The sequence below is a fragment of the Variovorax sp. SG517 genome (genome assembly GCF_013376045.1).
In the GTDB taxonomy this organism is placed as follows: Bacteria; Pseudomonadota; Gammaproteobacteria; order Burkholderiales; family Burkholderiaceae_C; genus Variovorax.
In genome coordinates this window covers 545,278-558,222 of record NZ_JABMJG010000005.1, presented here as the reverse complement: position 1 = coordinate 558,222, position 12,945 = coordinate 545,278, and the positions used below count along the sequence as shown (strand labels likewise).

Genomic DNA, 12,945 nt, shown 5'->3' with positions numbered 1-12,945 from the left:
GCTCGGCCCCCATGCGTCCGATGCCCTCATGAACTGGAACTTCCGTGTCCTGCGCGGCCTGGCCCGCCTGACCTTCGCCCAGCAGCTGATCCTGCTGGCGATGGTGCCGGCGACCCTGGCCACGCTGGCGGCGATCGCCGTGCTGACGCGGCAGCACCTGGGCAACCTCACCGAACTGATGCGCGCCAACGCGCAGACGGTGGCGCTGCAGGTGGCCACCGTGGCGCAGGCGCCGCTGGCGCGCATGGACCGCCGCGCGCTGGCGCGCACCGCCCAGTCGGGCACCTACCAGCCCAACGTGCAGCAGGTGCAGATCTGGACGGAGGACGGCGAGATCGTGGCCAACTCCGAGACCCTCGACCGCGCCCGCGGCGAGGGCCTGCAGGTGGTGGTGCCCGTCGTGGGCGACGACGGCCGGCACAACGGCAAGGTGATGGTCGAGATGAGCCTGGCCGCCGTGCAGAACGCGCGGCGCTCGGTGTGGTTCAACGTGGGGCTGGTGCTGGCGATCAGCCTGGCGGGCGTGGGCCTGGCCGGCTGGTGGGCGGCGCGCCGCATCAGCGAGCCGATCCGCGCGCTGGGCAAGGCGGTCGACCGCCTGGGCGCGGGCGAGGACGCGAGCGTGTCCGTCGAGGGCACGGCCGAGGTGCGCCACCTGCAGCAGGGTTTCAACCAGGCCGCGCGCGCGCTTGCCGAGAGCCACCGGCTGCTGCAGAGCCGCATCAACGAGGCCACCGCCGAGCTGGCGCGCAAGAACCAGCAGCTGGAGGTGGCCAGCCAGGCCAAGACCCGCCTGCTGGCCGCCGCCAGCCACGACCTGCGCCAGCCGCTGCACGCGCTCACGCTGTTCTCCGACGGCCTGGCCAACGGCGAGAGCGATCCGGTGAAGCTGCAGCGCATCGGCCACATCCGCGAGTGCGTCGATTCGCTGGACCGCCTCTTCTCCGAACTGCTGAACCTGTCGCAGCTGGATGCGGGCGTGCTGCAGCCGCAGTGGATCGACTTCCCGCTCGACCGGCTCTTCGAGGAGATCAGCCGCAACTTCCGCCCCGTGGCCGAGCAGCAGGGCCTGCGGCTGGTGGTGCGCAAGACCGACGTGTGGGTGCGCTGCGACTACGTGATGCTCTCGCGCATCCTGAACAACCTGGTGTCCAACTCGCTGCGCCACACCATCGAGGGTGGCGTGCTGATCGGCGCGCGGCGGCGCGGCCGGGGCGTGCGCATCGACGTGGTCGACACCGGCGTGGGCATCGCCGCGCACCACCAGGCGCGGGTGTTCGAGGAGTTCTACCAGGTGGAGCCCGCCAGCCGGCAGGCATCGCGCGGCGCGCGCGGCATGGGGCTGGGCCTGGCCACGGTGCAGCGCCTCGCGGAGCTGCTCAACACGCGCGTGGAGCTGAGTTCGAAGCTGAACAAGGGCACCTGCGTGCGGGTGCTGGTGCGTTCGGCGCCGGCCGCGCTGCCCGCGCCCGCGGCGCCGGCGGCCATCGCGGCCATCGACGAGGAGGAAGGCCTGGCGAACGTGCGCATCCTCGTGATCGACGACGAGCGCACCATCCTCGAGGGACTGACGGTGGTGCTCTCCAACTGGGGGGCCGAGGTGCTGCCCGCGCAGACCCGCGCCGAGGCGCTGGCCCTGGCCGACGGCTGGGAGCGCCCGCCCGACGTGGTCGTCAGCGACCTGCTGCTGCAGGGCGGCGACAACGGCCTGGACGTGATCGCCGCGCTGGAGCGTCATCCGCGCGGCATCGGCGCGGGCACCGCCCGCCTGCTGGTGACCGGCGAGACCAAGCCCGACCGCCTGCGCGAAGTGGCGAGCGCCGGCATCACGGTGCTCTACAAGCCCGTGTCGCCGCGCGTGCTGCGCCAGGCGATACAGGCGCAGCGCGCGGCGGCCGCGCAGGCGGCCGCCGCTTAAAGAGTTTCTCCCTGCGCGAAACACCGCGGAACCGGCTTTGCCGGGCCGCAGGTGTTGCCCCCGGAAGGGGGTTGGCGAAGCGACACGAAGTGCGCGAAGCCTGGGGGAGAGCCGAATACTCCGTCGGAGATAGGCCGAGCGGCCATTGGCATCGGAAATCCATCACGCGGGCAGGCCACTGCCGGCACTGACATAAGCCCTCCGCCTTATCGCGCGAAGCAGGGGTCGTCCTTACATTGGGTCATCGCTCCTCGCTGCGGAAGCAGTCCATGTTTGTTGCCGTGAATCCCGTCCTACCGCCCTTGCATCGAAGGCTGCGGCTCGCCGCCCGCACCCTGCTGGCCGCAAGCCTTGCGTGCGCCGCGGGCGCGGCTTTCGCGGCGGCCAGCCTCACGGTGCTGATGGGCGACGACATGGCGGCCTCCTCCGAGTTCGTGCAGCGGCTGCGCGCCGACCAGGAACCCGGCGGCAGGTTCGAGCTGGTGCGCCTCGGGCCCGGCGGCACCGAGCCGCAGCCGGCGGCGGAGCAGGCCACGGACACCGAGCGCGCCGCGAACGCAGGCGTGCGCACGCGCAGCCTGCGCGCGGCTTCTTCTCCATCTTCTTCCGCCGACGCGCCGCTCACCATGGCCGTGGGCCCCGCCGCCGCGCGCGCCGCCGTCGAGCGGCCGGGACAGGAACCGCTGGTGCTCGCGATGCTCAGCCGGCTCGAGTACGAGACCCTGAAGGCGAGCAGCCCGGCGCTCAGGCGCGCCGACCGCCGCGTGGGCGTGCTGCTGCGCGACCCGGCCATGACCGACCAGCTCGCGCTGGTCAACGCGGTGCTGCCGCAGAAGCACCGCCTGGGCGTGGTCGCCACGCCCGAGTCGGAACCGCTGGTGCGCGAGCTGCAGCGCGCCGCGCAGGGCGCGAACCCGGCCTGGGACCTGCGCGTGGAGTACGCGCCCGACGCCCGGTCGATCGCCTCCGCGCTGCGCCTGGTGGTGCCGCAGAGCGACGCGCTGCTGGTGCTGCCCGACCTGATCGGCGACAACCAGGCCGCCACGCTCTCGGTGCTGCGCGCCGCCGCGACCGCCGGCCTGCCGGTGTTCGGCGCCAGCGAGGGGCTGGTGCGCTCGGGCGGGCTGGCGGCGGCGGTCTCCACGCCATCGCAGCTGGCCCAGCAGGCCCGGCAGCTTGGCCAGAAGGTCGCGAGCGCCGGCAACGGCGGCAATGCACCGCTGGTGGAAGCCGCGACGCCCGCCACCGTGCGCGTCAACGCCACCGTGGCACGCGGACTCGGCCTGCGCCTGCCGGAGGAACGGGAACTGACCGACCGGCTCGCGGCCCCGCGATGAGCAGCGCAGCACCTCCCCACGAACAACGGGCGGCGCCCACGGCAGCGGAGGGCGCGGGCGCCTTGCCGCCTTCATCGTCGCCTTCATCGCCGCCGCCCTCACCCCCGCCTCCTCCGGCCCACACACTGGTGCTGCGCGGCAACCTGCAGCGCGACCTGTTCCGCCTTGGCGTGGTGCCGTGCGCGGCGGTGGCGCTGGCGCTCACGGGCTGGTTCACGCACAACCGGCTGCAGACCCTGGAGGCCGCCTTCGACGCCGAGGGCCAGGCGGTGGCGAAGCAGGTGGCGGCCATGTCCGACCTGAGCCTCTACGCGGGCGACGTGCCGGCGCTGCAGAACGTGGCCAACGCGGCGCTGCGCGGCGGCCAGGTGACGCGGGTGGAGATCAGCAACAGCGCGGGCGTGTACGTCACGGCCGGGCCCAAGACGGCGTCGCTGGCGCAGCTGCGCATGTTCACCTCGCCGGTCACGCTGCGCGAGGCCTCGCGCGCCAGCGCCTTCGCGCCCGCGGGCTCCACGGCGGCGGGCGACACGCCCATCGGCCTGGTGCAGACCTTCCGCGACACCACCGCCTACACGCGCGAGCGCAGCCGTTCGCTCATTGCGGGCATCGGCATCGCGCTGGTGGCGCTGATGGCGGCGTGGGCCTCGGTGCGGCACATGGCGCGCACGGTGGCGCGGCCGCTGCGGCGCGTCTCGCGCACGGTCGCGGCGCTGGAGGCCGGGCATTTCGAGGTGCGCTGCGACGTGGTGGAAGGCGGCACGCGCGGCACGCACGAACTCGCCGTGCTCGCGCACGACATCGACCGGCTGGCCGAGCGGCTGCAGCGCAACCGCCAGATCAGCGAGGAGCGCGTGCGCGAGGCCACCGCCGTCGCGCTGCAGCGCATGGCCGAGGCGGAGCAGGCGGCTCTTTCCCGCGCGCGCTTCCTCGCGGCCGCGAGCCACGACCTGCGCCAGCCGCTGCACGCCATGGGCCTGTTCATCGACGGCCTGCTGCCCGGCGCCACGCCCGCGCAGCGCCCGGCGGTGCTGCGGCTGCAGGAAAGCACCGAGTTCATGGGCGTGCTGCTCGACGACCTGCTCGAGATCTCGCGGCTCGACGCGCAGGTGCTGACGCCCGCCATCGCCAAGGTGCCGCTCGCGGAGCTGTTCGACCAGCTCGACGCGCAGCACGCCGCGGCCGCCGTCGAGGCCCGCGTGCGGCTGCGCTGGAGCGACCGCGGGCTGGCGGTGCGCAGCGACGCGGCGATGCTGCGGCGCATCGTCGGCAACCTGGTGACCAACGCGCTGCGCCATGCGCCCGAGGGCGGCACGGTGCTGGTGGCGGCGCGGCGCAGCGTGAGCGGCGTGCGCATCGAGGTGCGCGACAACGGCGTGGGCATCGCGCCCATCCACCAGGGCCGCATCTTCGAGGAGTTCTACCAGGTGGCGAACACCGAGCGCGACCGGCGCCGCGGCTTCGGGCTGGGGCTGGCCATCTGCGCGCGCATCGCCGCGCTGCTGGGCACGCGCATCACCGTGCGTTCCGCGCTGCAGGCGGGCAGCACCTTCGCCTTCACGCTGCCCGCGGCGCGGCTGTCCGACGTGGCGCCGCCGCAGCCGCCGCCGCTGGCCCCGGCGCCGCTGGCGGGACTGCGCTGCCTGGTGGTGGACGACGACCCCGCCATCCTCGACGGCAGCCGCGCACTGCTGGAGCAGTGGGGCTGCCAGGTCGAATGCGTGGACACCGGTGCCGAGGCCATCGCGCGGCTGGGCACCGGCGACATCCACTACGACGCCGTGCTGTGCGACCTGCAGCTCGCGGGCGACGGCGACGGGGTGGACGTGATCGACGCCGCCAAGCGGCTGCAGCCCGAGGCGCTGGCGGTGCTGGTGTCGGGCGCCACCGGGCCCGAGGTGCTGCAGCGGCTGCGCCACGGCGGCGTGATGCTGCTGACCAAGCCGGTCGCGCCGGCCAAGCTGCGGGCGCTGCTCACGACGCGGCGACAAGTCACGGTCTGACCGCGGGGCGCTTTTCTTTTTCTTCTTTCCGTCGTCTACGCCCGCGAGAACTGCTGGCGGTAGGCCGTGGGCGACAGCTTGAAGGCCGAGACGAAGTGCTTGCGCAGCGACACCGCCGAGCCGAAGCCGGCGCCGGTGGCCACGCGCTCCACCGGGTGGTCGGTGGTCTCCAGCAGCCGCTGCGCGAGCGCGAGGCGCTGGTTCTGCATCCACTGGCCGACGGTGGTGCCGGTGGATTCGCGGAAGCGCCGAGTGAAGTTGCGCCGGCTCATGAGCGCGCGCCGCGCGAGGTCGTCGAGATCGTGCGGCCGGTCGAGGTGCCGGCCCAGCCATTCGAGCAGCGGCGCGAGCCGGTCGCGCTCGGCGGCGGCGGGCACGGGCTGCTCGATGTACTGCGCCTGCCCGCCCTGCCGGTGCGGCGCCACCACCATGCGCCGCGCCGCGCGGTTGGCCGTCTCGGCGCCATGGCGCACGCGCAGCAGGTGCAGGCAGCAGTCGATGCCCGCGGCCGTGCCGGCCGAGGTGAGCACGCTGCCGTCGTCCACGTACAGCACCTCGGGCTGCAGCCTCACCTTCGGATACTGCCTGGCGAACATCGGCGCCAGCTTCCAGTGCGTGGTGGCCGGGCGGCCGTCGAGCAGGCCGGCCTCGGCGAGCACGAAGGCGCCGAGGCAAAGACCCACCACGGTGGCGCCGCGCCGGTGCGCGGCCTGCAGCGCGCGGATGAGTTCGGGCGGCGCCGCCGAGCAGTCGTCCCGCCACGATGGAACGACCACGATCTGCGCACGGCGGATGGCTTCGAGCCCGTGCGAGACGACGAGCGCGAAGCCGGCGTTGGTGCGCAGTTCCCCGGGCCCGGGGGCGCACACCTTCACGCGGAAGCGCGGCTCGCCCGCCTCGGTGCGGTCTTCACCGAAGACCATGCAGGGCACGGACAGGTGGAAGGGACTGATGCCGTCGAAGGCGACGACGGCGACGGTTTCGGCGGCTTGCTGCGGCATGGCCCGATCTTATCGATGAATGGCTTTCGGGCCACTGTCGCGAAACCCGCCCGAAGCGAAGAATCAGGCCATCCGAACCACCGGACAAACAGGAACAAGAGGAGCCTTTCATGAGCACAGCAACCACCGCCCCGCGCCGCGCACTCGTCGTCATCGACGTGCAGAACGAATACTTCGAAGGCGGCGGCCTGCCGATCGAGTACCCGCCCATCCTGCAGACGCTGCCCAACGTGACCAGGGCCATGGACGCCGCCCACGCCGCCGGCACGCCCGTGGTGGTGGTGCGCCACCATGCGCCCAAGGGCGCGCCCGTGTTCCAGGCCGACGCACACAACGGCCAACTGCACCCCGAGATCGCGAAGCGGCCGCACGACCACCTCGTCACCAAGAGCTTTCCGAGCGTGTTCACCGGCACCGACTTCGCCGACTGGATCGCGCGCAACAAGATCGACACGCTGAGCGTGGCCGGCTACATGACGCAGAACTGCGACGCCTCCACCGTGTACGAGGCCATGCACCGCGGCCTGGCCGTCGAGTTCCTCTCGGACGCCAGCGGCGCGCTGCCCTACGAGAACGCGGCGGGCAAGGTCACGGCGGAGGAGATCCACCGCGTGTTCAGCGTGGTGTTCCACAGCAACTTCGCGGCTGTGACCACGACGCAGGCGTGGATCTCGGCGATGCGCGAAGGCCAGGTGATTGCGAAGGACAACGTGGTGATGTCCAACCGCCGTGCACGAGGCATCGCCTAACTGGCGCGGGCCTCGCGGGGCCGGCGCGCCCCGCGCGAGGCACTCACCGCGAGAAGCCGACCTCGAGAAGATCGCCGTACGGCTTCTCGAAACGCCGGGCGTCGTCGATGGGCTTCCACAGCACATTGGTCGATGGCCCGGCGAAACCGCCTTCGACCTGAAGCCGCGCCATCACAGGCACCGGCGAAGCCGCCATCGCCACGACGCCAGCTGCCAGTTGCAGCGCCTTGCGGCGTGCCGGGTTGTGCTTCGATGTCATCGCGGACCTCCTCATTGGATCGCCACGGCATCGGCCGGTGCACCCGGCACCGCAACGCGGAACTTCAGGCCGTCGAGCAGCCTGTCCCACAGCGCGATGGCTTCCTCGTCATTGAGCGAAGAAGCCGGGGCCGCGCCGATGCGGTCGGCCATGACCTTGGTGCGCATCGTCACGTCGAGGTTGCCCGGTCGCGCGACGCTGCCGCCGTTCTCGCCGATGAACATCCATTCGAAGTCGTGCGCGCCGTCGGCACGGCGCACGAGGGACTCTTCGCCGTTCCAGCCGTGGACATTCTTCCTGCCCTCGCGCAAGGTCGTGAGCTTGGGGTAGCTGCTGCCGGCCTCGCGCTTGCGGTCGGCGATGAGCTTGAGCAGGCCGTCGCTGTTGCCGGTGAACTTGGTGTTGACGGTCTGGTTGCTCTCGACGCTGAAGACCACGTCGGGCAGGGCGGCCATGTGGAGGCCGACTTGAGTCAGCACGTTGCCCTTGGAGCCGTCGAGGCGGCGGAAGCCGAACTCGTGGCACAGGCCTTGTTCGGTGGGGACTTCGTCGGGGGTGCGGGGACGCAGATCCTGGGCGATTTCGATCGTGCCTTGGAGGATGGAATCGGCCGTGACACCTCGGCTCTTTGCGGTTCCTCTGTCGTTCACAAAAATGTGCGGCCCCACGATGTGATAGTTGTGAAATCCTTCCAGCTCAAGTTTTTTGGCCGTGTCGTCCATGTAGGACCGAATCAGCCATGTGTTTGGAGCTGGTCCCTTGCCGAAGTAGTTGATCTCGGCAGTTTTGTCCGCCGCCAGAATCTTTGCCCGCTCGGCATCCATGACCTTATCGATGTCTTTGGCTTGGTTTGGCAAAGTCGGGAAGTCGCGCCCAAAGGCCAGACGCGAGTCCGCGGGGGCCGTAAGTACGTAGCGCCCGAAGCACAGCAGCTTGGTGTGTTCGAACAACCGTTCAATGCGAATGTTCTTCATAGGGTTGGTTTCCATTTCATGATTTGAGCAATCACTTCAGTCCTTCTTGTCCCACCACGCCGGATCGAATTCGTTGGCGATGCGCACGATGCCGTACAGCGTCGAGGCATTTGCGTCCGGGTTCCTGTAGCTGTTCTGATGGTCGTAGCCTCGCTGGACGAACTTGAGCTTTGCCTTCACCTTGCTGGCACTGCGTTCCACAGGGACCGTGCCGTCGGCAGCTGCTGCGGGTGGCTGCAGCTTGAGGATGAGTTCCGTGCCGTGGTTGCCGCGCACCTTCAGCAGACCCTTCTTGTTGTCACCCTTCCCGCCGGGCAGCAGCGTCCAGTTGGCCGGATCGCCAGCCTTCTCCGCATCTCCATCAACAACGCGCCACGACACTTCGTTCCATGCCAGCTGTTTCGGGTCGTTGCCGTAGTGGGCGTAGGTCCGTTCGTGGAAGGTGTTCTCGATGGCATTGGCGAATTTCATTGCGCTGGCGACTCGCCGCGTTGTCGCCTCTGCTCCAATCTGCTGTTCTGATTTGCCTCCCTCCCCGGGAGGCTTCTCCAGTTGCCCAGCCGGATCAATCCACTCCGGATTGATCAACCGCCACCACTTGCCCGCATCCTGCGTGTAGATCTCCTCCACGGCATCGCCTTGCGGAAGACGCGCGAGGAAGTTGCCGTCCTGGTCCTGCACATGCAGCCACTGCGTGCCGTACGCGGCGGCGGGCAGCAGTTCGAGGCCGCCTTGTGCGTTGGCCAGCACCGCCGTGACCTTCTCTCCATCGTCGCCCAGCAGGCCCTGGATGATGTTCGCGACGATGTCCAGGAAACCTCCGCCTTCGAAGCCGGCGCGCACGCGCTTGTAGGCTGCCGCGGCGCCGGTGGTGGGCATCACCCCGTGCACGATGCCCAGCACCTTGTCCTTGATGTTGCCGTAGTCCGGATGGATCAGCGCTCGCGCCAGGATGCCGCCCATGCTGTGCGTGACCAGGATGACGCCGGGGCAGTCGAAGCCGTTGTCGTTGTAGGTCTGCACGAGCTTGTCGATCTTCGGTGCGAGCGACCTGGCTTCCTCGCCGTTGCTCTTGAGCCAGTTGTAGCCGAAGGCGTGCACGGGGTACCAGCAGTTCCCGATCTTCATGAGGTCGGCCTCCGAGAGCGCGGCGCCCTCCTGCGCGCCGAAGCTCGACGGCTCGCGCCCCACCATCGCCTGACGGTCTTCGCTGTTCGACCACCATGAAGACACCTTCACCTGCTCGCCCTGGCCTTGCAGCATGTCGTTGAGGCGGCTTTCCATGTGCTTGATGATGTCGCCGTAGGCGCTGAACATCACCTCGCTCCAGCCGCGCGCGCGGGCCTTCTGCGCGGCCGAGAAGCTTTGCCTGTTGGCCGCCAGCGGGTGGTCGGGGTCGGCCTTGGGGTCGTCGATGAGCAGCTTGCTGACCGAGCCCAGCTTGTCGGGCACGTTGGCGTGGCGCTTGTCGGAGCCGAGCGTCGCGTCGCCTGTCGCGTCGTACCCGGCGGGGCCGTTGTCGGTGACTTCGTAGCGGTCCACCTCCACCTCGTCGGGGTCCAGGCGCATCTGGCGCTGCGCGGGATTGTCGTTGCGCCGGCCCAGGACATCACCGGTGTCGTCGGGCCGCCAGGCGATGTTGTCCTGGCGCTTGAGCAGCACCTGCCGCGCCCTGGACAGCCGCAGGTTGCTGCCCATGATGCCCGGCAGGAAAACGATGGGGATGAGCTTTCCGGGCGGCACGCGCACGCGAACCCTGCGCTTGTCGGCCACGGGCGTAGTGACCACACCCGCCTCGGCGAAGCCGCCGATGCCCAGTGAGAAGTCCATCCAGCGGTCTTCGTCTTCTCCCTGTACCGCCATCACGCGCTCCCTCCGGCGTTCGAGCTCTCCTTAGCTCGCCCGAGCCAGCGCACCTTGTAGAACTCGGGCGCGTCGGCACGCTGCACCTGCGTGGAGCCGTCGCTGCCGGTGATGGCTCCGCCGCGACCCGGCGCCTGTCCGCCGACGGGCCCCGGCTTGCGCGGCGGCGGTTCTCCCTCCCGCACAAGCCTGAACACCTGCCTGGCCGCCGTCGAGTTGTTCTCGTCGAGGTGATGGAAGATGAGTTCCTGATCGAAGGCGGCGTTCGGGTCCTGGTTCACCAACTGCGGCGCGCGGCTCGCGGGCCCCACGAAGCTGTGGGTCGCGGCGTGTTCGCGCCACAGGCCGTTGGTGCCGTGCACGATGCCCTGCGCGTTCCAGCGGCTGAAGCTGGAGCCGCCGTTGATCAGCACTTCCTCCTTGGCCGTGATGGTGATGCGCTCCGCGTCGAGCTTGATGTTGAGCCTGCCCAGCAGGTTGATGCTGTTGCGCAGGGCCTGGATGTCGATGTCCGCATTGCCTGCGATCAGCCGCATGCCGGCCTTGCAGGCGAACAGGCGCACCGCGTCACGCGCGCTGGCGAGCAGGCTCCTGCCCGCGCTCACACTGGTGTGCGCACCGCTGGTGAGGGCGTTGTGTCCCGTGCTGGCGATGTGCGTGGAGCCCTGCGTAGCCGCTTGGATGCCGGCCGGGCTGGCCAGGGTCAGGTGCGGCCGTGCGAATTCGGGGAACTCGCCCTGCACCGCCGCGTCGGGGCTGCCCCGGATGGCCTCGTCCTGCTCCTTGAGCTCGCGGACCACCTCGTCCTGGTCGCCCGCTTCTTGCGCCCCGACGTCTTGCGCCATCCGGCCCAGGCCTTCATGCAGCTCGCGACCTTGGGCCAGCCGCTCGACCGTCTCGCGCATGTCCGTGATGTGGGCCTGTGCATTCGGCCGCGCCTCGGTGGTGATGAGCAGGCCGGCGCTTGCGCGCACCGCGCCGTGTCCGTCGGTGCGCAGTTCGAAGCCCTGGCCGCGGTCTTCCTGGCGGCCTGCGGTGCTCTCGATGCGGCCGATGTGCCCGAGGCTGATGCTGCTGCTGAGGTGGTCGCTCTTGAGCTGGGCCTGCGGCTTGCCGCTCGTGTCGTCCAGCGCGAGATGGTTGCCGCGTTCGCCGCCACCGAGCTCGCGGCTGCGATAGCCGGCGAGGTGCTTCTGCGCGGGCAGGGCCCAGGGCGGCATGAGGTCGGCGTTGTGCACGCGGCCGATGACGATGGGGCAGTCCGGATCGCCGTTGAGGAAGTCGACGATGACCTCCTGCCCGATGCGGGGCAGCGCCACCTCGCCGAAGTTCGCGCCCGCCCAGTTCGAGGACACGCGCATCCAGCAGCTGGTGTTCTCGTCGTGGCGGCCGAGCCGGTCCCAGTGGAACTGCACCTTGATGCGGCCGTGCTGATCGGTCCAGATCTCCTCCGCGGCAGGGCCGACCACGACGGCAGTCTGAGGCCCATGCGTGCGCGGCTTGGGTGTCGTGCGCCGGGGCCGCCACGCAAGGCTCGTGGGCTGGGCCTCGAACGCGAAGTGCTGCACCGAGCCTTCCGACGATTGCGCTCCTTCGGAGGCCTGAAGGTTCTCCCGCAGGTCGTAGCCAACGCCGAGCAGCAGGTATTGCCGGTTCTGGTCGGCACGGGAATGCTCCGCCAGGCGCATGGTGAAGCCCGGCGCGAGGTCGCGCCTGTTGGAGCGGCCGCGGGCACGGCTGCGTTCGCTGTGCTGCTCCTCGTTGCGGATGGCCGCATACGCATCGCCGTCTTCCAGCCGGGTGTATCCGCCGGGCCACTCGTACTGCTCGTAGCGGTCGTGGTCGTGGCCGACGGCTTTCTGCCGCGACTGGCTCAGGTCTGCCCTGGGGTGCAGGTCGTCGTAGTCGTCATGCAGGAAGCGGCCGGGCCGAACCTCTTCGCAAGCCGTCCATTCGTAGACACGCTCGCCGGCATCCGGGCCACCGGTCATGCCGGCCTGCTCGTCGACGTGAAAGCGCAATTCTTCGCCGCCAGGCAGCGGTCCGTGCGAGCCGGCGATGTCGTCGGCGAAGACCAGCACGTGCTGAGCGTCCTCATGGCGGAAGAAGTAATAGATGCCCTCGTGTTCGCAGAGACGGGAGATGAAATCGAAGTCGCTCTCGCCGTACTGCACGCAGTAGTTCCAGCGGCGGTAGCTTCGGCCCAGCCTGCGTTCGAGCGGGTAGCCATAGCTTTCGAGCACGGCCGCGACGATCTCGGGGACGCTCTGGTCCTGGAAGATCCTGAAATCGGAGCGCAGCGTCGCCAGCCACAGCCATGGGCGCAGCTGCATCCGGTAGAAGCAATGGCGGTCGTCCTCGCCCGAGAGGCCGAACCGGGTGGCGATGCCGTCGAGGTGCCGCGCCTCGCCGCTTTCGGTCTGGATGACGACGGTGGCGGACTTTCCGAGCAACGCGTTCGGATCGATCGCGTCGTGAGTGCCCAGCAGGTCGAGATCGAAGCTGTAGAGCCGGCTCAATTCCTCGCGGCCGGCCAGTCGATGAAATCGAAGGGCATCGCCTGCAGGCGTGCGGACGCTGACGCGCCGCCTCATGGCAGAAAGGCGCGCAGGAGCGCGCCGTTGACGTTGGACATGGAACTCCCTGAACAGACCGTCTCTCGTGCCGAGGACGAAGACTTTGTTTGGTCGGGATTCTGTGTGCCGAGACACCCATGCCGATGACGTCGCGCGAGCTGCCCGCGCCTTGCGTGAACTACTGCGCGATCATTCCTGCGTGCATGAAGAGGCCATGCCTCTTCGCGCAACGCTTCGTTAACGCCGCTTTGCAGCGGCGTTTACA

9 protein-coding genes are annotated in these 12,945 nt (G+C 69.8%); 4 read left to right on the top strand and 5 right to left on the bottom strand.

Annotation, left to right across the window (positions count from 1 at the left end):
* Positions 1-28 precede the first annotated feature (28 nt).
* The 3 genes from FHT32_RS18395 (at position 29) to FHT32_RS18385 (ending at position 5,258) form a co-directional block, all read left to right on the top strand.
* The gene (locus tag FHT32_RS18395; protein WP_176666037.1) at positions 29-1,918 is read left to right on the top strand and encodes a hybrid sensor histidine kinase/response regulator; all 1,890 of its coding nucleotides are present in this window, start codon (positions 29-31) and stop codon (positions 1,916-1,918) included.
* A gap of 302 nt (positions 1,919-2,220) precedes the next feature.
* Positions 2,221-3,255: an ABC transporter substrate binding protein gene (locus tag FHT32_RS18390; RefSeq protein ID WP_256099043.1), complete on the top strand. Its 1,035-nt coding sequence runs from the start codon at positions 2,221-2,223 to the stop codon at positions 3,253-3,255.
* Positions 3,252-5,258, top strand: coding sequence for an ATP-binding protein (locus tag FHT32_RS18385; RefSeq protein WP_256099042.1), 2,007 nt, complete (start codon positions 3,252-3,254; stop codon positions 5,256-5,258). Before FHT32_RS18390 ends, FHT32_RS18385 begins: the two co-directional genes overlap by 4 nt.
* A 35-nt stretch (positions 5,259-5,293) precedes the next feature.
* Here the strand turns inward: FHT32_RS18385 and FHT32_RS18380 are convergent, their stop codons facing one another.
* Positions 5,294-6,259: a GlxA family transcriptional regulator gene (locus FHT32_RS18380; protein ID WP_176666035.1), complete on the bottom strand. Its 966-nt coding sequence runs from the start codon at positions 6,257-6,259 to the stop codon at positions 5,294-5,296.
* 110 nt (positions 6,260-6,369) lie between these two features.
* Here FHT32_RS18380 and FHT32_RS18375 point away from each other — a divergent pair, with 110 nt between their 5' ends.
* Positions 6,370-7,008 (top strand): isochorismatase family protein, encoded by a 639-nt coding sequence (locus FHT32_RS18375; protein WP_176666034.1) that lies wholly within the window; start codon positions 6,370-6,372, stop codon positions 7,006-7,008.
* 43 nt (positions 7,009-7,051) lie between these two features.
* On the opposite strand, the gene FHT32_RS18370 is transcribed toward FHT32_RS18375, so the two are convergent.
* Genes FHT32_RS18370 through FHT32_RS18355 form a run of 4 tightly spaced genes read right to left on the bottom strand, consistent with a single transcriptional unit; the run spans position 7,052 to position 12,698 of the window.
* Positions 7,052-7,267, bottom strand: a complete 216-nt coding sequence (locus FHT32_RS18370; RefSeq protein ID WP_176666033.1) for a hypothetical protein — start codon at positions 7,265-7,267, stop codon at positions 7,052-7,054.
* Between the two features lie 11 nt (positions 7,268-7,278).
* Positions 7,279-8,241: a T6SS immunity protein Tli4 family protein gene (locus tag FHT32_RS18365; RefSeq protein ID WP_256099041.1), complete on the bottom strand. Its 963-nt coding sequence runs from the start codon at positions 8,239-8,241 to the stop codon at positions 7,279-7,281.
* Positions 8,242-8,277: 36 nt separating this feature from the next.
* Entirely contained in the window at positions 8,278-10,104 is a 1,827-nt protein-coding gene (locus FHT32_RS18360; RefSeq protein WP_176666031.1) for a triacylglycerol lipase, read from the bottom strand.
* Positions 10,104-12,698, bottom strand: a complete 2,595-nt coding sequence (locus tag FHT32_RS18355; RefSeq protein WP_176666030.1) for a type VI secretion system Vgr family protein — start codon at positions 12,696-12,698, stop codon at positions 10,104-10,106. The genes FHT32_RS18360 and FHT32_RS18355 overlap by 1 nt, the downstream gene beginning before the upstream one ends.
* Positions 12,699-12,945: the final 247 nt, after the last annotated feature.

Coding starts and splice junctions, on each gene's coding strand:
- FHT32_RS18360 (WP_176666031.1), bottom strand. CDS start 10,104: ATGGCGGTACAGGGAGAAGACGAAGACCGCTGGATGGACTTCTCACTG.
- FHT32_RS18380 (WP_176666035.1), bottom strand. CDS start 6,259: ATGCCGCAGCAAGCCGCCGAAACCGTCGCCGTCGTCGCCTTCGACGGC.
- FHT32_RS18365 (WP_256099041.1), bottom strand. CDS start 8,241: ATGAAGAACATTCGCATTGAACGGTTGTTCGAACACACCAAGCTGCTG.
- FHT32_RS18370 (WP_176666033.1), bottom strand. CDS start 7,267: ATGACATCGAAGCACAACCCGGCACGCCGCAAGGCGCTGCAACTGGCA.
- FHT32_RS18375 (WP_176666034.1), top strand. CDS start 6,370: ATGAGCACAGCAACCACCGCCCCGCGCCGCGCACTCGTCGTCATCGAC.
- FHT32_RS18355 (WP_176666030.1), bottom strand. CDS start 12,698: ATGAGGCGGCGCGTCAGCGTCCGCACGCCTGCAGGCGATGCCCTTCGA.
- FHT32_RS18385 (WP_256099042.1), top strand. CDS start 3,252: ATGAGCAGCGCAGCACCTCCCCACGAACAACGGGCGGCGCCCACGGCA.
- FHT32_RS18395 (WP_176666037.1), top strand. CDS start 29: ATGAACTGGAACTTCCGTGTCCTGCGCGGCCTGGCCCGCCTGACCTTC.